General features: G+C 36.9%; 22 protein-coding genes, 1 pseudogene and 2 riboswitches. Of the genes and pseudogenes, 19 read left to right on the top strand and 4 right to left on the bottom strand.

Features of this window, described 5'->3' with window-relative positions; all coding sequences use genetic code 11:
- Positions 1-44 precede the first annotated feature (44 nt).
- Positions 45-179 (bottom strand): hypothetical protein, encoded by a 135-nt coding sequence (locus tag J2S74_RS18275; protein ID WP_307328297.1) that lies wholly within the window; start codon positions 177-179, stop codon positions 45-47.
- Positions 180-332: 153 nt separating this feature from the next.
- Here J2S74_RS18275 and J2S74_RS18280 point away from each other — a divergent pair, with 153 nt between their 5' ends.
- The 3 genes from J2S74_RS18280 (at position 333) to J2S74_RS18290 (ending at position 2,852) form a co-directional block, all read left to right on the top strand.
- Positions 333-1,109: a TatD family hydrolase gene (locus tag J2S74_RS18280; RefSeq protein WP_307328299.1), complete on the top strand. Its 777-nt coding sequence runs from the start codon at positions 333-335 to the stop codon at positions 1,107-1,109.
- A gap of 109 nt (positions 1,110-1,218) precedes the next feature.
- The gene (locus tag J2S74_RS18285) at positions 1,219-2,334 is read left to right on the top strand and encodes a mandelate racemase/muconate lactonizing enzyme family protein (RefSeq protein WP_307328302.1); all 1,116 of its coding nucleotides are present in this window, start codon (positions 1,219-1,221) and stop codon (positions 2,332-2,334) included.
- A 20-nt stretch (positions 2,335-2,354) separates the two neighbouring features.
- Positions 2,355-2,852, top strand: a complete 498-nt coding sequence (locus tag J2S74_RS18290; RefSeq protein WP_307328304.1) for a hypothetical protein — start codon at positions 2,355-2,357, stop codon at positions 2,850-2,852.
- A gap of 47 nt (positions 2,853-2,899) precedes the next feature.
- Here the strand turns inward: J2S74_RS18290 and J2S74_RS18295 are convergent, their stop codons facing one another.
- The 3 genes from J2S74_RS18295 to rpsN all read right to left on the bottom strand — a co-directional run bounded on the left by J2S74_RS18295 (position 2,900) and on the right by rpsN (position 5,272).
- Entirely contained in the window at positions 2,900-3,214 is a 315-nt protein-coding gene (locus J2S74_RS18295) for a hypothetical protein (protein WP_307328306.1), read from the bottom strand.
- Positions 3,215-3,750: 536 nt separating this feature from the next.
- Positions 3,751-4,803, bottom strand: a complete 1,053-nt coding sequence (locus tag J2S74_RS18300; RefSeq protein ID WP_307328309.1) for a GTP-binding protein — start codon at positions 4,801-4,803, stop codon at positions 3,751-3,753.
- Between the two features lie 199 nt (positions 4,804-5,002).
- Positions 5,003-5,272, bottom strand: a complete 270-nt coding sequence (gene rpsN / locus J2S74_RS18305) for a 30S ribosomal protein S14 (RefSeq protein WP_307328311.1) — start codon at positions 5,270-5,272, stop codon at positions 5,003-5,005.
- Positions 5,273-5,474: 202 nt separating this feature from the next.
- On the opposite strand from rpsN, the gene J2S74_RS18310 reads away from it, so the two are divergent.
- The 16 genes and pseudogenes from J2S74_RS18310 to cbiB all read left to right on the top strand — a co-directional run bounded on the left by J2S74_RS18310 (position 5,475) and on the right by cbiB (position 23,398).
- A complete protein-coding gene (locus J2S74_RS18310) occupies positions 5,475-6,674 on the top strand; it encodes a GTP-binding protein (protein ID WP_307328314.1) in 1,200 nt (399 codons plus the stop codon).
- Between the two features lie 20 nt (positions 6,675-6,694).
- Positions 6,695-7,234 (top strand): dCTP deaminase, encoded by a 540-nt coding sequence (dcd, locus tag J2S74_RS18315; protein WP_307328551.1) that lies wholly within the window; start codon positions 6,695-6,697, stop codon positions 7,232-7,234.
- Positions 7,235-7,363: 129 nt separating this feature from the next.
- Complete coding sequence (locus J2S74_RS18320) at positions 7,364-8,377, top strand: CobW family GTP-binding protein (RefSeq protein ID WP_307328316.1); 1,014 nt, start codon at positions 7,364-7,366, stop codon at positions 8,375-8,377.
- Positions 8,378-8,509: 132 nt separating this feature from the next.
- Positions 8,510-9,511, top strand: a complete 1,002-nt coding sequence (locus J2S74_RS18325) for a permease (RefSeq protein ID WP_307328318.1) — start codon at positions 8,510-8,512, stop codon at positions 9,509-9,511.
- A 12-nt stretch (positions 9,512-9,523) separates the two neighbouring features.
- Positions 9,524-10,324 carry a TIGR03943 family putative permease subunit gene (locus J2S74_RS18330; RefSeq protein WP_307328321.1) on the top strand — a complete coding sequence of 267 codons (801 nt, stop codon included), beginning with the start codon at positions 9,524-9,526 and terminating at the stop codon, positions 10,322-10,324.
- 136 nt (positions 10,325-10,460) lie between these two features.
- Positions 10,461-11,051, top strand: coding sequence for a GrpB family protein (locus J2S74_RS18335; RefSeq protein WP_307328323.1), 591 nt, complete (start codon positions 10,461-10,463; stop codon positions 11,049-11,051).
- Positions 11,052-11,186: 135 nt separating this feature from the next.
- A pseudogene (locus J2S74_RS18340) lies at positions 11,187-12,007 on the top strand (YwqG family protein).
- Positions 12,008-12,263: 256 nt separating this feature from the next.
- Positions 12,264-12,803, top strand: a complete 540-nt coding sequence (locus tag J2S74_RS18345) for a GNAT family N-acetyltransferase (RefSeq protein ID WP_307328326.1) — start codon at positions 12,264-12,266, stop codon at positions 12,801-12,803.
- A 787-nt stretch (positions 12,804-13,590) separates the two neighbouring features.
- Positions 13,591-13,772: riboswitch (cobalamin riboswitch) on the top strand.
- 174 nt (positions 13,773-13,946) lie between these two features.
- Positions 13,947-14,492 carry a cob(I)yrinic acid a,c-diamide adenosyltransferase gene (locus J2S74_RS18350; RefSeq protein WP_307328329.1) on the top strand — a complete coding sequence of 182 codons (546 nt, stop codon included), beginning with the start codon at positions 13,947-13,949 and terminating at the stop codon, positions 14,490-14,492.
- Between the two features lie 24 nt (positions 14,493-14,516).
- Positions 14,517-15,896: a cobyrinic acid a,c-diamide synthase CobB gene (locus J2S74_RS18355; protein ID WP_307328331.1), complete on the top strand. Its 1,380-nt coding sequence runs from the start codon at positions 14,517-14,519 to the stop codon at positions 15,894-15,896.
- Positions 15,889-17,397: a cobyric acid synthase gene (locus J2S74_RS18360; RefSeq protein ID WP_307328333.1), complete on the top strand. Its 1,509-nt coding sequence runs from the start codon at positions 15,889-15,891 to the stop codon at positions 17,395-17,397. The genes J2S74_RS18355 and J2S74_RS18360 overlap by 8 nt, the downstream gene beginning before the upstream one ends.
- Positions 17,398-17,415: 18 nt before the next feature.
- The gene (gene cobT / locus J2S74_RS18365; protein ID WP_307328335.1) at positions 17,416-18,462 is read left to right on the top strand and encodes a nicotinate-nucleotide--dimethylbenzimidazole phosphoribosyltransferase; all 1,047 of its coding nucleotides are present in this window, start codon (positions 17,416-17,418) and stop codon (positions 18,460-18,462) included.
- Between the two features lie 57 nt (positions 18,463-18,519).
- Positions 18,520-18,717: riboswitch (cobalamin riboswitch) on the top strand.
- A 176-nt stretch (positions 18,718-18,893) separates the two neighbouring features.
- Positions 18,894-19,901, top strand: a complete 1,008-nt coding sequence (locus J2S74_RS18370; protein ID WP_307328338.1) for an ABC transporter substrate-binding protein — start codon at positions 18,894-18,896, stop codon at positions 19,899-19,901.
- Complete coding sequence (locus J2S74_RS18375) at positions 19,867-20,934, top strand: FecCD family ABC transporter permease (RefSeq protein WP_307328341.1); 1,068 nt, start codon at positions 19,867-19,869, stop codon at positions 20,932-20,934. Before J2S74_RS18370 ends, J2S74_RS18375 begins: the two co-directional genes overlap by 35 nt.
- A gap of 3 nt (positions 20,935-20,937) precedes the next feature.
- Entirely contained in the window at positions 20,938-22,419 is a 1,482-nt protein-coding gene (locus J2S74_RS18380; RefSeq protein WP_307328344.1) for an adenosylcobinamide amidohydrolase, read from the top strand.
- Positions 22,406-23,398 (top strand): adenosylcobinamide-phosphate synthase CbiB, encoded by a 993-nt coding sequence (cbiB, locus tag J2S74_RS18385; protein ID WP_307328346.1) that lies wholly within the window; start codon positions 22,406-22,408, stop codon positions 23,396-23,398. The genes J2S74_RS18380 and cbiB overlap by 14 nt, the downstream gene beginning before the upstream one ends.
- Position 23,399 lies beyond the last annotated feature (1 nt).

Here is a 23,399-nt window from a genome sequence, read left to right on the forward strand (position 1 = left end):
AATTACAATCATTTTAACAGTTAAACCGAAGAATTTTTTTAAAATTATTTATTTTTTGTATTAAACGTAGTATCTCCATTTAATTTTGGAGATTTTTTTATAGTTCTAAGCTGACGTTCATCCGTTCGTGTTTCCCATATACTATATTTAATTCTTTTTTCTTTATCTTCTTTTGACAACGTACTCACCTCCGTTTTTAATATACTTTCATATTAGAAATAAAACTATACTGGAAGTAACTTAATTGGTTTCTGGAATTTTTACGGAAACAAATAATGTTTTAAATAGGATAATGACTCGGGCGATACAAAGGACGAAAGGAAGGTAATAAAATGGACAACCTTATTATTGATGCACATATCCATTTCGATCTATATAAGGATAGAGAACGGGAAACAATTTTACATGATAGGAAAAAATATCATATAGAACAGCTTATTTCCGTATCTAACAACTTGGCTTCTGCAAAGGACAATTTATTTTTTTCCAGGAAACATAACGGAGTGCATGCCGCCTTCGGTTATCATCCCGAGCAGCCTCTCCCTTCCGAACAGGAGCTAGAGCGTCTTCACTCCTTCATGGATAAACACCAACACGAGATGATAGGGGTTGGAGAGGTGGGACTCCCCTATTATTTGAGGAGAAACAATCCTGGACTTCCCCAGGAAAATTATGTGGAACTATTGGAAAGCTTTATTATCAAAGCAAAGAAATTTAATAAGCCGATAGTTCTTCATGCTGTCTATGGGGATGCCCCCATAGTTTGCGGTTTGCTGGAAAAGTATACGGTGGAGAAAGCTCATTTTCATTGGTTTAAAGGGGATGCCAAAACAACGGAACAGATGATTCAAAACGGATATTATATTTCCATTACACCGGACGTTATCTATAAGGAGAAGATTCAGCAGCTTGTAGAAATGTACCCATTATCCAACATGATGGTAGAAACTGATGGACCATGGCCTTTTGAAGGACCCTTTAAAAACACGATGACACATCCAAAAATGATTCACCAATCCATTGCCCAAATAGCCAAACTAAAAAAAGTAAACATAAAAGATGTTTATAAACAAGTCTACAAGAACACAAAGAGCTTTTATACTATCTGAATATATGATAAGACCATGTTTTAGATATGGATAAATACAATTAGATAGCGCAAGATAAAACAATCGTAGCATACATGCCCATATTAATTCTCGTAAGGTGGATAAAACGATGAAAATTGAAAGGGTAGAGACTTTTCCTTTGCTTCATAAAATTTCTAACCCCTATGGTGATGCCAATGGTTATAAGCAATACAGGTCCTGCTACCTCATACGTATTATGACATCTTCTGGTATAGATGGCTGGGGGGAGTGTGTGGATTGGCTTCCAACATTACATCTAGGATTTAATCAACGAATTATACCTTACCTAATAGGAAAATCTGCGTTAGATCGATTGAATTTAGTAACAACAATCAAAAAATGGCATCAACGTTCTGCTGCTGCTATAAGTATGGCCTTAACGGAAATTGCAGCTAAATATGCGAATCTTTCCGTATCGGATTTATGGGGAGGGAGATGGAGAGACCGTATTCCTGTTTACGCCTCCTTTCAATCCTATACGGATAGGGACGATTGGATCCATTATTCTCTTCCGTTGGTGGAAAAAACAACGGTAAGGGGATTTACCAAAATAAAGGTGAAGGTTGGGGGAAAGGCATTCAAAGAGGACTTGGCTCATATTACATTATTGCAAAATAGGCTCGAGGAAAAAGTACAGGTTATCCTTGATGCGAACCAAAGTTATGATATGGCAACAGCTAGAAAGTGGGAAAGGTATTTCTCAAGCTGCTCCAATCTCTTATGGTTCGAGGAACCAATGCCCATAGAAAATCTTTCTGCATACACGTTGTTACGAAAGACCCTTTCCGTACCTCTTGCAGGAGGAGAAAATATAAAAGGAGCTGCAAAGTTTGTACCGCTCCTTCGCAATAATACCTTCGATATTATCCAACCAGATGTCTTGCATGGAGATGGAATAGAAGATTTCAGGGATACACTAAAGCTTGCTCGCCATTTTAATATTAGGGTGTCACCCCATAGTTACGATGGAGCACTTTCAAGGTTGTACGCCTTATTTGCACAAGCAAGCTTATCACCTTGGAGTAAAATGGATGACGAAAACATTGAACCAATGGAATGGGATGTAATGGAAAATCCGTTTACGGAGCTTTTACCAATTAAAGCTACTAATGGTTATGTAGATCTTCCTAATGGAATTGGGATCGGGGTAGAAGTAAATAAAGATCTATTAAAGAAATACCTGTGGGATGGAAGCTCTTACTGAGAACGCTTGGGGGATCAAATATGAAAAAATTATTTATTACCTTCATGATATTTTTCCTCTTAACAACAGTTGTTGCTTGTGGTGACGCGGTTAAAGAAGGAATAGATGAATTTAAAAACGTTTTTGACGTAAAAAGTGATGTTAATAACTATTTGCCCCAACGAGAAATTCTAATTAAAAAAGACATCATTCTAATGGAAACATTTTATATCGAGTTCATGGAAGAAGAGGACTGGGATCAGGCTTATAATGGTCTAGTAAGTCTCATTAATGAATATAGTGGATTTTTAAAAGAAGTTAAGTCTGTCGAGGTGGCGACGGATGAAGTGAAAGAAGTTCATGATGAGTACATTAATGCAACATCATTAACTTTGGATTCTTTTACCGTTTATGAAAAATACATGGTGGAGGAAAGGGAGGCGTTATGGGTAGAAGCGGAAAATTTAATGAACGAGGCAATATATGCAACGGAACGTCATGATGAAATGCTCCTGGAAGTAGCAGATGAGTACTTATAATAGAAGAAAAAGCCGCAATCATTCAGCGGCTCTAATCGTTATCTTTATTATTGACATGTTCCTGGTACAGGTTCTCCGTCAGCATTTACACAGACCTGAATAGCTCTTTTACCTACACTTGGTCCAGTGTGTAATTTTTCATGGATTGGATGTAAGATGAGCTCCCCAGTGGCACGGTCAACAGATAGGTTAGGGTTCTTTCCATTCGTTGGATCAGTACCATGAAACGGTTCTTCTTTTATAATTACTTGATTTCCTCCAGGTGTCTTAAGTATATGTTCATGGGCACTTACTCCACTTACAGTACCTAAAACAAATCCCACAGCTAACAATGCAATAATACCTCTTTTTAACTTTTTCAATATAAACATCTCCTTTATAATGTTATTATTGTTCTTTATAAAGGGTACAATATTCGTTATAAAGTTTCAATGGTTTATTTTTTTTTCATAACGAAAAAGATGCCCCTTATTGACGTCTATAATCGGTTCCAAAATTCATGGTACATGCAAAGGGAACGAACGGGCACCCCTTTATCAGTAGTTTTGTTATAATTTACAATTTATTAAACATTATGAGGAGGAGATGGGGAATTATATAACAGTTCTCATACCCTTATAAAGATTGAATTTGTGAAAGAAATAAAAGGAAAGGAGGCTGGGACATAACTAAAATGTTCAACTGAAAATACGAACAGTGCATTACTATAGCGAAGTATTTTTCCGAAGCGATTTATATGCACCAACTTTGATTATTTCTATTTCGTTCGGATTTCTCATTGATAAAAACACTTTTGTCCCAACCTCATCTTTTTCATTATAAAACAACACGAAGGTGAAAATAGTTTATCTACATCTTCTATTGTATTTTACTATTTTGCGAGAGAATACGGAACTTGTTAGGAAAGGCTTCTTTTATTTAATAATTCCTTTGCTGGAGGACTTTCATCTATCAATAAACATTTATCCAATCTTTTTTTTATAGTAGGTGGCTCTAAACCATTACCAATAAATAGAAATTCCGATAAGAATTTATTTGTCGGTTGTTTAAAATAAGTTTGTTCTTCTGTTAATACTTCGATAGAGGGCCCAATTTGCGAAATATAATGGATTTTATTCTCTAAAGGATGGTAACATATAGCTTTTGTACGTAATATACCCTCAGGAAGTTTTGTAAAAAATGTTTCAAGGCGTTCCAGGGAAATAGGGATATGACTTTGATAAATATACGTATCGATACCATATTCTCCAACGAGTGTTAAGGGTCTTTGTTGCTCAAATTGTTGTAATTGGTAGGTATAAAGCTCCTCTAAAGTATGTTGTTTTATGTTATCTGTCATTTTAAAAAGAGAACCAGCACCTTTGAAATCATTCATTGTAAAAATTTCAGCAAGTGGGTTAAGTTTATTTATAAACCACTTTAACTCAGCCAAACGTCCATGGTTTATTTTACCAACGTTACCTAAGAGAATAACGTTAGCCATTTCTAACGGAGATATTAGAAGCTCCCCTAACGAAGATTCAACTGTCCCCTCACTGTTAAAGGATTGTGTCTCAATATAATCATTAGAAGAGTATAGGAACCAAAAATGAGCGGCATCTACTATATGAATATGTTTTTGGATAGGGAGATCATCTTCGTCCATAATTAAATGGATATTTGAAAACTTCTCTATATCAATAATCCATTGATCGATCTCTTTATTATTTTGTTCATTTATTATAGAAAGGAGGTTGTTTTTAGTAGGTGCCTCTATATCATGAACTACTTCAGTTAATCTATTTTCTTGAATAAACCACTCCTCCGCAATATCTCTATAGGATACAGATGTATCCCGATACAGAATAACTTTAGATTTATTTTGTGATTTTACATCCTTTATTACGGCTGATTTTAGTCGATCAGATAACCCTGTAACTAAAGTTATGGGAATTTGTTTTTCCTTCGTCATAGTTACCTCCCCTTTCGGTAACTTAAATAATGATTAATTGTAAAAGTTCTGTTAAACTTTGATGTTGATTTTCGCTTCAGGACGCTCGCTTCAATCAACCCTGTTCAAAAATCAACACTTACCTTTAACAGAGCCATTGTAAAAAGGAGAAGCCCGAAGAGTTGGGCTTCTGTCTTCAAGGGCGCATTCCTTTTTTTGACTACCAGCTGGATTTTTTTACTCCAGGAATTTGTCCTTTATGGGCTAACTCTCTAAATGCAATTCTAGAAAGCTTAAACTTGCGCAGTACTCCCCTTGGTCTACCTGTCATTTCGCACCTTCTAGTAAGTCTTGCAGGATTTGAGTCCCGTGGAAGCTTTCGTAACGCTTCATAATCTCCCTTAGCCTTTAATTCTTTTCTTAACTCAGCATATTGAGCAACCAATGCTTGACGTTTTCTTTCCTTTGATACCATTGATTTTTTTGCCATTAGATCGTCATTCTCCTTCCGTTAAATAAATCGTAATGATTACGTTTTGCGTTGTGATATTATCATAACCAAAAATCTAAAGTAAGTAAACAAAGTTAGCTGAGATAATTTCATTTTTTTTGACAGGTAAAAAATATGAAGGTAATATAAGTCTTAAATCGTAATTATTACGATTTGTAAAAGTGGAAGTGAGGAGATATATATGGAAAATAAAATTCCAGTTACAGTTTTAAGTGGTTACTTAGGAGCAGGTAAAACAACCATCTTAAATCATATTTTAAAAAATCGGGATGGACTTAAAGTAGCAGTCATTGTTAATGACATGAGTGAAATTAACATTGATGCTGAGTTAGTTAAACAAGGGGGAGAACTGTCAAGGACAGAAGAAAAGCTTGTGGAAATGTCCAATGGCTGTATTTGTTGTACGTTAAGGGAAGATTTATTAATGGAAGTGGAGAAGTTGGCGAAGTCAGGAAATATTGATTATATCGTTATTGAATCCACGGGTATAAGTGAACCAACTCCAGTGGCCCAAACCTTTTCCTACATTGACGAAGAGCTTGGAATCGACTTAACGAAGTTTTGCAAATTAGATACGATGGTAACAGTGGTAGATGCAAATCGGTTTTGGAAGGACTTTAGATCAGGTGAGAGTTTGCTAGATCGAAAAGAAGCTCTTGGAGAAGAGGATACAAGGGAAATTTCCGATTTACTTATTGATCAAATTGAGTTTTGTGACGTTCTTCTATTAAATAAATGTGATCTCGTATCAGAAGGAGAGTTGTATAAGCTGGAAAAGGTCCTCAGAACCCTACAACCGAAGGCAAAAATTATTCGTACTATGAACGGAGATATTTCTCCAAAAGAGGTGTTACATACGAATTTATTTAATTTTGAGGAGGCTAGTTCTTCCGCAGGTTGGATTCGTGAACTTTCCCAAGGACATCAGCAGCATACTCCTGAAACAGAGGAGTATGGAATCTCCTCTTTTGTGTACCAGCGACGGGTGCCGTTTCATTCAGAGCGTTTTAATAATTGGATCCATTCTATGCCAGAAGAAGTGGTGAGAGCAAAGGGGATTGTTTGGTGTGCCACAAGAAATAATGTTGCTCTATTACTATCACAAGCTGGACCATCTGTTGCCATCGAACCGATTACTTATTGGGTAGCGTCCCTACCAAAGCTGGAGCAGGAACAAATTATTAACCAAACTCCTCATTTACTTGACGACTGGGATGTGGAATTTGGAGATCGACATACAAAGCTTGTATTTATTGGAGTTGATTTAGACCCCGGTGAAATTACAAGAGAGTTGGATAAATGTTTATTAACCCCATCAGAGTATGATACAGATTGGGCAATGTTACCTGATCCATTTAGTTGGAACTTGCAAAAAGCATAGGGAGAAAGAGGGGAATGCAGTTGGTGTTATCTGGCAAAACCATATTATCTAAAATATACAGTAAAGAAATCATGGTTGAACCCTTTACCGTGAAGCAAATTCAACCAGCCTCCATTGATTTACGTTTAGGTAAACATTTTCTAACTATTGACGAACATAAAAATGCAGTTGTCTCTTTGGAGAGTTCTGCGAAATATAGGGAGATTAAGGAAGAAGCGAAAATAATCCTTCCACCCCATTCTTTTTTGTTAGCAACTACAATGGAAACGCTAGAACTGCCTAACAACTTAACTGCGTTTGTGGAGGGAAGAAGTTCTATCGGACGCTTAGGGTTATTTATTCAAAATGCAGGCTGGGTAGACCCAGGTTTTAAAGGACAGATTACCTTAGAATTATTTAATGCAAATAGTCTTCCTATCGAATTAACAGTGGGGAGAAGGATTTGTCAGTTAGTGTTTGCAGAAGTAAACGAAGAGGCAGAACCCTATAAAGGAAAGTATCTTTATCAGTATGGGGCTACAAACAGCAGGATATTTCAGGACGTGGAAGTGAGTAAATAGTTTGTGCTTTATGGGTTACAAAATTTTATTTTTATAAATAATTAAAATGTTAAATAGTAATAATTGCGATTTATCTCGATATATAATAAGGCAGGATAAAAAAGCTATCTTTTATGGGGAGGGGAAAGGATGGAGAAAATCCCGGTATTTGTTTTAAGTGGTTTTTTAGGGAGCGGCAAAACAACACTTCTAAAGCGATTACTCCAAACATGTGAGGAGAAAGGAGTTACTCCTGCTGTCTTAATGAATGAGATAGGGAAGACAGATATGGATGGAGAGATTATTCTCGAAAAGAATAAACAACAAATCATGGAAAAGTTATTAGATGGTTGTATTTGCTGCAGTAAAAAAAGTGAAGTTGCCGATTCAATCACAAAGCTCCTGCAAAATCAGCCGGATGTTATTTTTATTGAATTGACTGGAGTGGCTAATCCGGAAGAAGTAGTAGATTCTTTGACTGAACCTGAACTGATAGATTATCTTTATTTAGAAAAAGTGATAACGGTCCTCGATGGAGAGAATGTACTTGAGTATAACAGTATTTTTGAGTCCGTTCGAGAATTGGTTCGAACAACAAGAAGGCAAATAGAAGTTGCTGATCTATTGATAGTGAATAAAGTAGATTTAATTTCAGAGTCTCATAGGGAAAAAGTAAAGAAAGTAATTAAAAAACAAAATACAGTATCACCTGTTTATTTTACTTCCTATAGTGAAGTGGATTCGGATCTTTTGTTAGGAGATGTAAAGGTAATAAAGAATAAATTATCATTACACGAAAAAAAGCATGCACACGCTCATCATGAACATAAGCATCATCATAACCATAACCATGAACATAAGCATGATCACAACCACGAACATAAAGATAACCGATCTTATTCACGAATAAATACGATTACATTGGATTTTAGTCAACAAATGAAACCTACTAAAGTCGATAAATTTTTGAAAAAGTGGCGACCAAATTTATTAAGGGCAAAAGGGTACATCCCTTTAAAGGATGGGTGTTACTTACTTCAACACGTAATGAAAAGAACGTATTTGGAACCGTCAGAACATATGGGAAGACATTACTTAGTTATGATAGGTATAGACTTAAATACAGATGAAGTGGAAAGGGAATGGGCGAAACTGAATGTATAACGAAGAAAGACAACAAAGGAATTTTTCTTTTGTTGTTTTTTTCTGTTATAAATCATAATAATTTCGATTTAATGTCATGATCCCCCCTTGTCCGCATATATTTTCAATAAATAAAAATGGTTGGAGGATCCAATGATACGGCGTATTGAACAAAATTTAGCGGAAATAACAGGTTTCATTATTTTAGCTTCCGTATTTTATCTTGTGGTTGTCAATGAACGATGGACTGTGAAAACAATAGTATTACCTGAATCCCTTTTAGCCTTTAACACGATTTTTCTTAGTATTTTAATTGAGGCAGTCCCCTTTGTTTTAATTGGAGTTTTTATAGCGGGCCTTATACAAGTTTTTGTTACAGAAGAGCATATAAAAAAACTGATCCCTAAAAATAGAATCATGGCTGTAGGAATGAGTTGTATGTTAGGGGCTTTATTTCCAGCATGTGAATGTGGGATCGTCCCAATTGTAAGAAAACTAGTATATAAGGGAGTCCCCATCTTTGCAGGGGTAGGTTTTCTTTTGACCGGCCCTCTCATTAATCCCATCGTTATTGCTTCCACCTATATGGCTTTTGGACAGGATATAAGAATAGCATTGTTGAGAATGGGTTTGGGGCTATTAATTGCCATCGTTATTGCTGCAATTATTAGTTTGCTGTTTAAAGGAAATCAATTAAAAAAATCCGCCAGTCTGCTTGAGTTGGATCAGTCTACCTACCGTTTCCCCCTCTTATTGCGAATAAGAGCCATGTTTATCCATTCTGTGGATGAGTTTTTTGATGTGGCTAAGTATTTAATTATTGGGGCCATGTTGGCTGCTTTTGTACAAACCTATGTATCTACAAATACCTTAATAGGAATGGGGGAAGGGATAATCTATTCTACAGCCATAATGATGGGACTTGCTTACCTTTTATCCCTTTGTTCGGAAGCGGATGCCTTCATTGGTGCCTCCTTTCGCCACGTGTTTCCTGAAACTTCTTTATTAGGGTTTCTTATTTATGGGCCTATGCTTGATTTAAAAAATACGATTATGATGCTGGCTGTATTTAAGCTTCGTTTTGTAGTGTTTTTAATGATCATTATCACATTAAGTGTCTTTGGTGTACTGATGTTTGTTCATCCTTGGATATAATGAGGTAGTACGTTGTATTTTCATACTCAAGAAGCAATAAAAGCAATCATTTTATTACTGTTTTCCGGATTTATTTTTATGCTCCATCATACAGGAGAGATTATTAAATTCATTAATCCTCAATATACAGCATTTAGCCAGATAGCTTCGGTTATCTTTTTATTTCTATTTTTTATTCAAGTCCCTAGAATATTTATATCGAAAGAACAGGCGGAAGATCATGATTACTGTACCATTTTAGGGTGTAATCATGAAGTGGGTAGTGCAAGAAAGGTTCCTTTAAAGAGTGTATTAATATACTCCATTGTACTATTTCCCTTAGTTACAGGTTTTCTCCTTCCGTATAAAGATCTAGGGGCGGCAGAGGCTGTTAAAAGGGGAATTTGTTATACGCCAAACGAGCAGCATTTACATCATTCGGAGGAATTAGTTACGTCTAATAAAGTTTTTCACGAAATGATGGAAAGTCCTGTCCTAATTCTAAATAATTTAAATTTCTCGGTGTATGTAAACAATATTCTAACGTACCCAGAGTTTTTTGATGGGAAACCTCTTGTATTAGAAGGCTTTATTTTAGTGGGTGATGACCATCCATTTTTAGCAAGGTTTTTAGTTACACACTGTGTTGCTGATGCCCATGTTACAGGATTGCTGTTATCTAGCGATGATAATAATCTGCGAAATGCTAATGATTGGGTTAAGGTTTATGGGCTAGTTGATACTATAGAAAATAATGGTCAAGTACTACCAATTATTCAAGTAAAAGAATGGAAACAAATTGATCAGCCAAAAATACCATATGTCTATCCTTGATATAAAATTAGTTTTAAAGATCTAATTTAGTCTTGCGGTAATTCTGCAATAAGCAAAGAGTATATTGGAATACTGTATAATCATTGTAAGTAGCCAGAATTTAGTTGAGAAAGTTTTATTTATGGGTGGGGATAATATGACGAAACCAATTGTTCAACTTTGTAATTACAACCCAAATTGGGAAAATCAATTTGAAAATGAGAAAAAAAGCATTCTAGATGTATTACGAAATAAAGTTGTTGGAATTGAACATATTGGAAGTACTTCTATCGATGGATTAGAAGCAAAGCCAATCATTGATATTATCTTAGGTGTGGATGATTTAAACGAAGTATCTCATTTTATAGTTCCATTGAGTGAAATTGATTATGAATATGTTCCTAAACCTGAGTTTAAAGATAGAAGGTTTTTTAGGAAGGGATTATTCGGAAAAGGGACTTGTCATCTACATATCTGTGAGTTTAATAGCAAAGAGTGGGTTGAAAAATTATTGTTTCGTGATTATCTTAGGTTACATCCAAAAGCAGCAGAAGAGTATGTCTCATTAAAAAAAGAACTTGCTTCAAAATATAAGTTCGATAGACCAACTTATACAAAGGAAAAAGCACCATTTATCAAGGCTATTATCGAAAAAGCTAAGAAGGAAAAAATGATGTTAAAGGTAAGATGGAGAGATTTTAACAATCTAGGACAAGCGAGAGCTAAAAGAATAGAAGTAAAGAAGTAATAACATAACAGCGCGAAAATTTGCAGGAAGAACATCTTACTTAACTACACATTAGTCAAAAAAATGATTTTTCGGGAAGGGCAAAGAATTTATTTATAAAAAATATTAATTTTTCCAACAAAGGAGAAACGCCTAATGTCGAGCCGAATTCCGAAATTAAACTTACCGACTGAACTGGAAATTTACCGTAAGCAAATTGAAAGGACAGTAAAACCCTTTATAAAAATATCTACATCTAAAGGCCAAACAAAAATTTTTCAAAGTAAGCTTGGGGGCCTCCATATCTACCTAAAACTATGGAACATCCAAAAGATGCTAATAATAAACCAATGAAATTATTAGCTCAGTTGAATTTTGAGGAAATTCCAACACTAGATGACATGCCAAAACAAGGGGTATTACAGTTCTTCATCTCAGCGGAAGACGACGTTATGGGTATTAATTTTGATAATATGACAACTCAACAAAACCTTAAAATTATATTCCACCCCAATGTCGAAAAAGACGAGACACTATTAGTCAGTGATTTTTCCTACATGAACAAACTCGAAACAGAATACTTTCCAATTCAACATGAATTAGCATTGTCTTTCCGTTTAGATTACGAACCAGTATCTATAGAGGATTATAGAAACAATGAATTACTTGGTGACACGGTTGATCTTTCTGTTTTTGTAAAGGTTGAAGGGGACGAAAAAGAACTATGGGAAGTTTACTGCGATACATTCCTAGGAGAAGGCCACAAAATTGGCGGATACCCTTATTTTACACAAAGCGACCCTAGGGAATATGAGGAAAGGTTTGTGGACCACAACATTCTATTACTTCAAATTGATAGCGAATTTGATAAAGATATAATGTGGGGGGATGCCGGTGTGGCAAACTTTTTTATAAAAAGAAAAGACCTGCTAAACTTAAACTTTTCGAATGTCATCTATAATTGGGACTGTCATTAATCATTTTTACCTATAATAATGAACTTTAATTTTAATGAAAGTGTTTAAAAGGCTTTATAAAGCGTTTTATTTATAATTTAGCCTTTAGTTGTTTTGGGGTGGGTTTTGATCATGATTCGGTCTCCATGGAGCTTTTATAGTGACCTTTTGCTTAGTGTTATCAGTTTAAGGAGATTATGATCTATCACAAACTCTATTAGCATGTATGTACGCTTACAATATAAGCACAGAAATAATAAAAGAGGAGAGCTATAAAATGTTTCCAGTATTAGAGACAGAAAGACTTACGCTAAGAAAAATTACAGATGGCGATGTGGACGGTATTTTTGCTTGCTTTTCTAATGAAAAAGTAACACGTTATTATGGGCAGGAAACCTTGTCTAATATTGAACAGGCAAAGCAAATTGTGCATTTCTTTTCAAAAAACTACAATGAAAAAAAAGGCATACGTTGGGGAATGGAAAGAAAAGGGGAAAAAGGACTAATTGGCACGATTGGCTTTAATGCTTGGATACCTAAATATAAACGAGCAGAAATAGGTTATGAAATCCATCCAGACCATTGGAGAAGAGGTTATACTTCAGAGGCAATATCTAAGGTGCTGTCTTACGGATTTGAAGTTATGGGTTTAACTAGAATAGGTGCAGTTGTATTTCTTGAAAATGCGGCATCTAATCAACTACTAACTAAGAAAGGATTTCAAAAAGAGGGGGTATTAAGGGACTACATTTACCAAAATGGCAAACCCTATGATACCTATGTATACTCGTTATTAAAAAATAAAAAGGAATTATAATAAAATATAATTTCTAGTCAAATGAAACAATTTCATAATTCAGTTTCATATAATCAGAACAAATTTAGAATAATATTTTTATCTTTTTAAAAATTAATTAAATTTACCCGTTTCATAATGCTTTATGAGACAGGTAAGTGGCGTTTTCATTACGTTACACGTTTCATGAACGCTTTATGAGACAGGTAAGTGGCGTTTTCATTACGTTACGCGTTTCATGAACGCTTTATGAGACAGGTAAGTAACGTTTCCATTCCGTTACGGGTTTCATGAATGCTTTTATGAGACAGGTAAGTGGCGTTTCCATTCGTTACGGGTTTCATGAATACTTTATGAGACAGGTAAGTCACACTTCCGTTTCGTTACGGGTTTCATGAATACTTTATGAGACAGTTAAGTCACGCTTCCATTCCGTTACGCGTTTCATGAACGCTTTATGAGACAGGTAAGTCACATTTCCGTTTCGTTACACGTTTCATGAATGCTTTAAGAAACAGGTAACTAATGCTTCTGGTACGATACATATTCCATGAATTTGTTTATGAGACAAGTAACTTCTAACTATCTTCCATTTTCTTTTCAAAATAGAAAAAGAGTAAATTAGACATTTGGGGAGGTACTCTTTTTTCATGCTCAAAAAGCGAGGTATAAAGGGCATAAATTTATGAAATTCATTCAAATAGAGTGGTATGAATTAATGAGGTTTATACCAAATAGGGAAGAAAATACTTTCTATCATTAAAGTTTCAAGTTACAATGGAAATGCTAGACTTTTATTATACTTAATAGTTTAAAAAGACAAGTAGGTGCCTTTATTAAAGTAAAGGTTAAAAGGGAAGTCGGTGTAAGTCCGACACGGTCCCGCCACTGTAATCGTTAATTAAAGCTACGAAAAACCACTGTGCTTATCGTATGGGAAGGTGTAGCAGAGACGTAAGTCAGGAGACCTGCCTATTTGTAACTTTCGTATTCTTCGAGGAAAAGGATGCTTAAGGGGAAAAGTGATCAAGCTTTTTAAATAGAGGTTCTTACTCGGGGATATCCTGGTGTTTCGTAATCTCATTAACCTTTAACGTCTTTCCAAGAAGAAAGGCGTTTTTTATTTTTGGAAAAAATAGGATAAATTTACTGGAGGTATGGAAAATGAGTAAAGAAAAGCAGAGGGGATTAACGCTTGTTTATACAGGAAATGGTAAGGGGAAAACAACGTCTGCATTAGGACTAGCCTTACGTGCCATTGGTAGAGGTTTTAACGTGAAAATTTATCAATTCATTAAATCACCTGAAAGAACGTACGGGGAAAAAATTGCAATGGAAAAGCTAGGGGTTGATATGGAACAGCTTGGAATTGGCTTTACATGGACAAAAACGCCTGAAGAGCATAGGGATGCTTTAAGAAAAGGGTGGCCTATCGCACGGGAAGCAGTAATGAGTGGGGAGTATGATTTAGTCATTTTAGATGAATTAAACAATGCCCTTGCTATTGACCAATTTCCAATTGAAGATGTTTTGCCACTGCAAGAGGTAGTCGACTTAATTAAAAACAAACCTTCCCATGTTCATCTCGTTATTACGGGAAGAGATGCGAATGAGAAAATAAAAGAAATAGCAGATCTTGTATCGGTTGTTGAAGCGGAAAAGCATTATTATGACGAAGGAATTCCTGCTGTGAAGGGAATAGAATTTTAATCATATAAATGGAGGTTTCCAAAAATGTCTCATCGACGATTAGTAATAGCAGGGACAGGCAGTAGTGTTGGAAAGACGACAGTAACCATTGGAATAATGTCTGCCTTTCAACAAATGGGGTACATCGTTCAAGGCTATAAGTGTGGCCCTGATTATATTGATCCATCGTATCATACGGCAGTAACCGGTCGGCGTTCCCGGAATTTAGATAGTTGGATGCTGTCTCCTTCCGTTCTAAAAGAGGTTTTACACCGAGGCAATGAAGGAGCAGATATATGTATTATTGAGGGTGTCATGGGGTTTTACGACGGAAAGGACCCAACGAAAAATGAAGGAAGTACAGCAGAAATAAGTATGCTTACAGATAGTCCTGTCGTATTGGTAGTTGACTGCTCCGGGATGGCACGGAGCGCTGCTGCCATTGTCCGAGGATTTCAGGCATTATCCAATGATGTCAATATTGTAGGGGTCATTGCAAATAAAGTTGGTGGGGAAGGTCATTTTCAGTTAATAAAAAAGGCCGTTGAACAAGAGTGTAACATTCCTGTTGTAGGTTATTTGAACAAGGAAATGAATCTTGAAATGCCGGAACGCCACCTAGGGCTTATACCGTCTATTGAACGGGGAGAATTAGATTCATTCCTTTCGAAGCTAGGGGAATTAGTGATAGACTCTGTTGATATGACTAAACTCTATGAATTAGGGGAAACAACCCCCTTAAAATTAGAAGAGTCAAGCTTATTTAAGGAGGAAGAACCAGCCCGGGTTAGGATTGCTGTTGCCCGTGATAAAGTATTTAATTTTTATTATGAGGAAAATCTAGAGCTGTTAAAGGCATATGGAGCAGAGCTAATTTATTTTTCTCCTTTAAATGGTGAGTTACTTCCGGCGAATGTGGATGGACTTTATATCGGGGGAGGCTTTCCGGAGGAATATGCAGCTGAATTATCTGAGCAAACAGAAGTTCATCTTTCCATTAAAAGGGCCATTCAAAAGGGGTTGCCAACATTTGCTGAATGCGGTGGATTTATGTATTTATGTGAAGCCCTCTCCACGTTGGACCAAAAAACTCACCCAATGGTTGGTGTTATTCCAGGAGTTGTAAAAATGGAAACGAGATTAGCTGCCATTGGGTATCGAGAAATTACTGGAGAAAAAGGGAATTTCCTTTTAAAAGAAGGGGAAGCAGCGAAAGGTCATGAGTTTCATTATTCTACTTTTCATCCAAAACTAACGATGGAAATGAACTATGCTTATGAAACAAAAGGGATGCGAGGGACTCAAAAGGAAGGTTACCTTCATGAGAATGTTGTTGCTGGATATACACATATTCATTTTGCATCCTGCACGGCAATAGTAGAGAATTGGATAACAAAATGTTTGGAGTGGAAATCCCATGTCTAAAGCGATCCCTATTATGATTCAAGGTACACATTCCGATGCAGGGAAAAGTGCTATCGTTACAGCATTATGCCGAATATTTGCACAGGATGGTTATTTGACAGCACCCTATAAATCACAAAATATGGCTTTGAATTCCTATATTACTATCGATGGGAAGGAAATTGGACGTGCCCAAGGTGTGCAAGCAGAAGCAGCAGGGGTCGTTGCAACCACGGATATGAATCCCATTTTAATTAAACCAACTGGAAACTATGAGTCTCAAATTGTTGTACATGGAAAAGTCTATAAAAACATGAAAGCTGGAGAATACAGGAAAAGCTTTTATGATCAAGGCATTAAGCTGATCGAAGAATCTTTTAAAAGACTTGGAGATAAATTTGAACGGATCGTCATTGAGGGGGCAGGTAGCCCTGCAGAAATTAATTTGAATGATCGTGAACTAGTGAATATGCGGGTAGCCCGACTTACGAATTCCCCTGTTATCTTAGTGGGGGATATAGAAAAAGGGGGAGTATTTGCTAGTTTAGTCGGTACGTTACAGCTTTTGGAAAAAGAGGATCGTCATAGAGTTATCGGTGTAATTATTAATAAATTCAGGGGAGATGTATCCTTACTACAACCAGGTTTATCTTGGTTTGAGGAATATACTGGTGTTCCTATACTTGGCGTTGTACCCTATATCGATAATCTGATGATTGAAGCAGAAGACTCTGTTGTATTAAGTCAATATACATCGAAGGAGGACACATCAAAGGAAATAGATATTGCCGTTATTAGGTATCCTTTCATCTCCAACTTTACTGATATCGATCCCTTTTTTGAAGAACCGGATTGTCATCTTCGCTTTGTGAGAAGTGTGGAAGAACTAGGAAATCCAGATATTCTTATTCTACCTGGAAGTAAAAATACGATAGAAGATATGATTTTTTTACATAACAGCGGTTTAGGAAATCGTATTTTAGAGCTATCTCAAGAAGGACGATTCCTTTTTGGGATCTGTGGGGGATATCAAATGCTGGGAAATCATATCGAGGATAAGATGGGCATGGAATCTTCCATGCAAAGGACAGATGGATTAGGGCTGATCCCGATGAAAACATCCATGAAAGCAAAAAAAACAACAACATTGTCTGAAGGAGTTGTTACCTATAAGGACAAAGAAATTCCTGTTACAGGTTATGAAATTCATATGGGAGAATCTCGTTATGAAAGGGCTTGTGACTCCTTCATTCGAATGAAAGAAAATAAGGATGGATTCATGAGTAAGGATAGTAATATAATCGGAACGTATTTTCATGGAATTTTTCACAATGACCTATTTAGGGAAGTATTCCTTAATGATGTAAGGGCAAGTAAAGGGTTAGATCCGATTGTAGAGAGGGCATCTTTTTCCAAAAAGAGAGAGGAAGCTTTTGATCGTTTAGCAGAAGTAGTGAGAGAAAATATTCAACTGGACGAAATTTATAGAAAAATGGATGAGTTTCACAAGGTAAAGGGTTAAAAGGAGAGGGAGTTGTAAATGAAGAAGACAATAGAGGCAATCGCACCGGTAGATAAAGGGATAGGAAATGATGTTCAGGCCTATTTAAATACATTAACAAAGCCAAAAGGAAGTTTAGGAAGGTTAGAATCATTAGCTGTTCAACTGGGTGAAATCACTTCCCATCACTTCCCTGTTGTCTCTCCTCCAGGAATTATTGTGTTTGCTGCCGACCATGGTATAGCAGATGAGGGGGTATCGGCCTATCCCAAAGAAGTAACCTCGCAGATGGTACATAACTTCCTGCAAGGTGGGGCCGCAATAAACGTTCTTGCAGAACAAATTGGGGCAATGCTTCAAATTGTAGATGTTGGTGTATGTAGCCCTATTGATAATGGGAATCTTATTACGAAAAAAATTCGTTACGGAACCGCTAATTTTTTATATGAAGATGCCATGAGCAAAAAGGAAGCTGTTGTTGCGATAGAGGTCGGAATAGAGGTGGCAACCAAACTGATCCAGGATGGAGCGAAATGTATCCTTCCAGGTGAAATGGGAATTGGGAATACGACTAGCAGCAGTGCTATCCTAGCCGTTCTTTCGCAAGAGGATATAAGCACGATTGTAGGGTCGGGTACAGGAATATCAGAAGAACAAAGAAAGCATAAAGTAGAGATTATCCAAAGAGCAATAAAAACCCGAAATCCAGATCAAGAGGATGTACTTGATATTCTAGCAAAAGTAGGAGGTTTAGAGATTGCTGGAATGACCGGAGCTATTTTAGGGGCTGCTAGTAAAAAAACACCGATTATAATCGATGGTTTTATCAGTACGATTGCAGCTCTAGTGGCGGTGAAGCTATGCAAGGATGTAAAAGATTATTTGATTATTGGTCATCAGTCAGAGGAAAGGGGACATCAAATCGCTGTAAAGATGTTAGAGTGTAAACCAGTACTTGATTTACAGTTAAGACTTGGCGAAGGGACAGGTGCAGCCCTTGCCTTTCCTCTTCTTGATGCCTCCGTAAAAATCTTACAAAACATGGCTACCTTCTCATCGGCAGGAGTGACAGAAAAGGAAAAATAAAATTAATATATTTACAAAAGAATAGCTCTACTTTATACTTATCTTCAGAACAAAAAAACGAATATGGAACAGCTTGGTTTCTTACATCCGAACAATGTAAGATGAAAAGGGAAGTTGGTGAAAGTCCAACACGGTCCCGCCACTGTAAACGTTGAGGAATGCTAACACATCTCCACTGTGTATAGAAATGCATGGGAAGGAGTAGCTAACCGGTGAAGCGTAAGTCAGGAGACCTGCCAAGATTGTTTATTAAGCGCCTTCGAGGAAAAGGATGTTTAACGTGCATGGTAGTTTATGAATAATAGATTACTAGTCTGTCGTGCTGTCTAACCATAGATAGTCGATGTATACATAATGTGCATTTATACATTCAGCGCTTTTCCTTAGGGATTAGCGTTTTTTTGTTGGGAAAAATGAGGAGGAGAAGAAAAATGACGAAAAAGATCTTAAAAAATTGGGGACTTGCAAGTATTATTCTACTTTTGATGGTAGTATTTTTAACAGCTTGTGGTACACCTAACGAGGAAGAACAAGCCAATGCGCAGGAAAATGAAAGTGAATCTGTAGAGGAAGAACAAACGGAGGAAACAGATGATCAGTCAGAAGGGCAGTTTCCAGTAACGTTTGTTGATGATGCAGGAAAGGAAATTACCATTGAAGAAGAGCCGGAGAGAATTGTTTCCATTCAAGCAAGTATTACTGAAATTTCTTTTGCCCTTGGTTTAGGGGATAAAATGGTAGGGGTATCTGATTTTTGTAATTTTCCTGAGGAAGCATTATCCGTTGAAAATGTTGGTGGACAAGATATGAATGTGGAGCTTATTTTAAGCCTTCTTCCGGATATTGTCTTTGTTACAGATTATCATCATAATAATCATGGGGAAATTTTATCTGAATTTGAAGAGGTTGGGATGAAGGTAGTTGTCATTGGAAGTAAATCCAACTTCGAGGAAGTATATGACTCTATTGCATTAATAGGGACAGCAACAGGGGCTTCTAGTGAAGCAGAAGAAATTATTTCTGACATGAAGGAACGCCATGAAATCGTGAAGGAAAAGGCAGAAGCAGTTACGGATAAAAAGAGTGTATGGGTAGAAGTTTCTCCAGCACCAGATATTTTTACAACTGGACAAGGGACATTTATGCACGAAATGCTAGAATCTATCCAAGCAGTTAATGCGGCAGAAGATCATGAAGGATGGGTAATGCTGACAGAAGAAGAAATTGTTCAACTGCAACCGGATGTCATTATCACCACTTACCATTCCGAAGATCTTCAAGGAGAAGTTTCCTCCCGCGATGGGTGGACAGAAGTACCAGCTGTAATAAATGAACAAATTTTTGATGTAGAAAGTGATACAGTGGTTCGACCTGGTCCACGTTTAATTGAAGGAGTGGAAACTCTTGCAAAACTCATCTACCCGGAAATTTTCCAGTAAAAAGTTTGTTTGGCTTTATGTATTGTGTGGAGGGTTTGTACTAGGTACAGCCCTCCTCGGTTTATTAGTAAGTAGTGTGAGTGTTCCTATTCCTACTATTTTTCATATTATCTTTGAAAATACTATTAATATGGGCTGGCTTGAAGATATTCCTCCCAATGTAGAGTCGATTATTTGGAACATTCGCATCCCAAGAGTATTACTTGCTTTTTTTGTTGGGGCTTCCTTAGCATTAGCAGGTGCCGCCTTCCAAGGTTTATTACGCAATCCCCTTGCAGATCCATATACAATAGGGGTTTCCTCTGGTGCTGCATTAGGAGCGGTTATCGTTTTATTTTTTCAAATAAATATTGCAGTATTAGGGGGTTATACCCTTCCTATCATTGCCATTATCGGTGGTTTTGTGGCCTTACTCGTTGTGTTTGGACTTGTAAGATTAAGCAGTAGAAGTTTAGCAATTGAAACGATCATCTTAGCAGGTATCATTGTCAGTGCATTTATAGGTTCCATTATCTCCTTGATCATTGCATTAGGTGATCGAGATTCCATGGTACAAATTATTTATTGGCTTTATGGTAGTGTTCGCATGAGAGGTTGGAGCCATGTTCAATTAATTATTCCCTTTATGGTAACAGGGACATTTATTCTTTTGATGCATTTTCGTGAACTAAATGCCCTTGCATTAGGGGAAGAGGCAGCGGAACATATTGGTGTCAACGTGAATCGTGGAAAAGTATGGATCCTAATAGGAGCATCATTATTAACAGGTTCTGCCGTTGCTGTTTCAGGGTCGATCGGTTTTGTAGGGCTCGTTATTCCCCACCTTGTCCGTCTTGTTACAGGTCCTAATCATCGACATGTTCTTCCTTTGTCTATGTTAACAGGTGGAGCTTTTCTTATTCTAGCTGATTTAGTGGCAAGAACGATTATTGCTCCAAAAGAATTACCAATCGGTGTCATTACAGCATTAATCGGTGCGCCAGTGTTTGCCATTCTCTTAATTAGAGAGCGAATTGGAAAGGGGGCGAAATAAACGATGCTTTCTTTAAAAAATGTGGTAGGTGGATATTCAAATACGCCTATCATTAAAGGGATTGATTTAGCCATTGAAAAAGGGGAATTCTTTGCTTTGTTAGGTCCAAATGGAAGTGGGAAAACGACTCTCTTTAAATTAATCACTGGACAACTTCCTTTACAAAAGGGAGAGGTTAGTCTTTCGGGACAATCACTACCTTCTTTTACAAAGCTAGAAAAAGCAAAGAAGATTGCGGTCCTTTCTCAGGAAGCACATGTGTCTTTTGATTATACAGTGGAAGAAATTATTAGCCTCGGTCGTTACCCACATCAAAAGGGTTTTTTAAAAAAGCTTTCGAAAGAAGATTGGAACGTTATTGAAAATGTGATGGAGATAACAAAAACAAAACAATTTCAAAAAACACAATTTCGGATGATAAGCGGGGGAGAAAAGCAGCGTGTTTTATTAGCGAAAGCACTTGCGCAAGAACCTGAGATGCTGCTCTTAGATGAGCCAACGAATCATTTAGATATAAAACATACTTTCCAAATGATCGATTTATTAAAAAAGTGGCAGCAAACAAAAGGCTTAACGATTTTTGCAATTTTACATGATTTAAATGTAGCATCCCTATATGCAGACCGGGTTGGACTCTTGCATCATGGAAAATTTCTAGAGGTAGGGGATATAAATACCCTAAGAAAAGAAGATCAATTGGAGAAGGTGTATGAAGTACAAGTAAAAACGCAATCACATCCAACGATCCCTAAGCCACAACTATTAATGACACCCAATTATGTACAGACAAATGAGTGGAGAAATTTTTCCGAATCTTTTTCAATAGAACAAAACGAAAAGTACATTCATCTGCAATTCAATCAACCGTTACGTACCATTTCCAATGGGGTTATTGGGGAAGGGATACAATGGATCCAACACTTCTGTAATTTTCATGTGGAAAAGCATTACCATTGTTCTGAACCGGATAAAGACATTCGAAATTGGATGGAAGAGTATAACATCCCCCATCATCAAGCCGTTGGGATGATGACGGCCGTCAAGTTAGAAGATATGGTTGTTTGTACGAAACGAATGGAGGATATTTCTATTATGGCAGTTGTTACAGCCGGTATAGGAAATGCCGTAGATATATCTTCTAAGGAAGAGGCAAGGCAAGATGTGAAGATAGGAACAATTAATACAATGGTGTTTATCGATGCTCATTTTAGTGACGGTGCACTTGTAAATGGAATAATGTCAGCAACAGAAGGGAAAGTAAAGGCCCTTCAAGACCTTCAAATAAAAGATCCCCTTTCCAACACGTTAGCTTCTGGGACATCCACGGACAGTTTGCTCCTTGCAGTTACACAGCAAGGGGAAAGTACACCCTATGCAGGCTCAGGAACGCTAGTTGGTAAAGGGATTGGAGAAGTTGTTTATGAAGCAACGGCAAAAGCTGTAAAAAAATATTGGAAAAGAGTAAAAGTAAATGATATTTCATAAGCTGTTCTTGTTTAGTGAATTAAGTCTATTAGGCTTCCTTATTATCGTTATTATTGCTGCTGTTGTAATAGATCTCATTATTGGTGACCCCCGTTGGTTTCCCCATCCAGTCATTCAGATAGGAAAACTAATCTCTGTCTTAGAAAAGAGATGGAACCAAGGTGAAGGGCGTAAAATAAAAGGATTTTTCCTTACGTGTACGGTCCTTAGCCTCGTTTTTTGCATTACTTTAGCTGTAATTTATCTCGCCTATGACATTCACCTTATCCTTGGAATAGTTATAGAAATATATATCATTTCTACGACTATTGCCATAAAAGGATTACGCTCTGCTGCGATGGATGTATGGCTGCCCTTAACGCAAGGAAATTTGGAGGAGGCAAGGGAGAGATTAAGTAGGATTGTTGGACGGGATACAGAACATTTACAAGAAAGCGAGATTGTGAGAGGTACCGTAGAAACAGTGGCTGAAAATACTGTAGATGGAATTACTGCACCCCTATTTTGGGCAGTTATTGGTGGTGCTCCTCTGGCAATGGTTTACCGAGCTATCAATACCCTGGATTCCATGGTAGGTTATAAAAATGAAAAATTTGAAAAGTTTGGCTATGCGTCTGCCAAGCTAGATGACATCGTCAACTGGTTACCAGCACGGTTAACAGCATGGACGATGCTCTTCACCTCTATTTTTATAAAAGGGTCTAATAGAAAGGATGCCATACATATAACATGGAGAGACGCAAAGAAGCACCCGAGTCCAAATAGCGGCTGGCCAGAAGCGATGGTTGCTGGATTGATGGCTATTCAGCTAGGTGGTGTCAATTATTACAATGGCCAAAAGTCTGAACGGGCAACAATGGGGGAACCGATGAAAGTCCGGACGGTTTCCCATATTAAACAAGCAATCCTGTATATGCATGGAGGCTGGATTGGCTTTATTTTACTACTAATTATTACTGTCTTTTTCATTGGTAAATAGT

Source organism: Evansella vedderi (genome assembly GCF_030813435.1).
GTDB lineage: Bacteria > Bacillota > Bacilli > Bacillales > Salisediminibacteriaceae > Evansella > Evansella vedderi.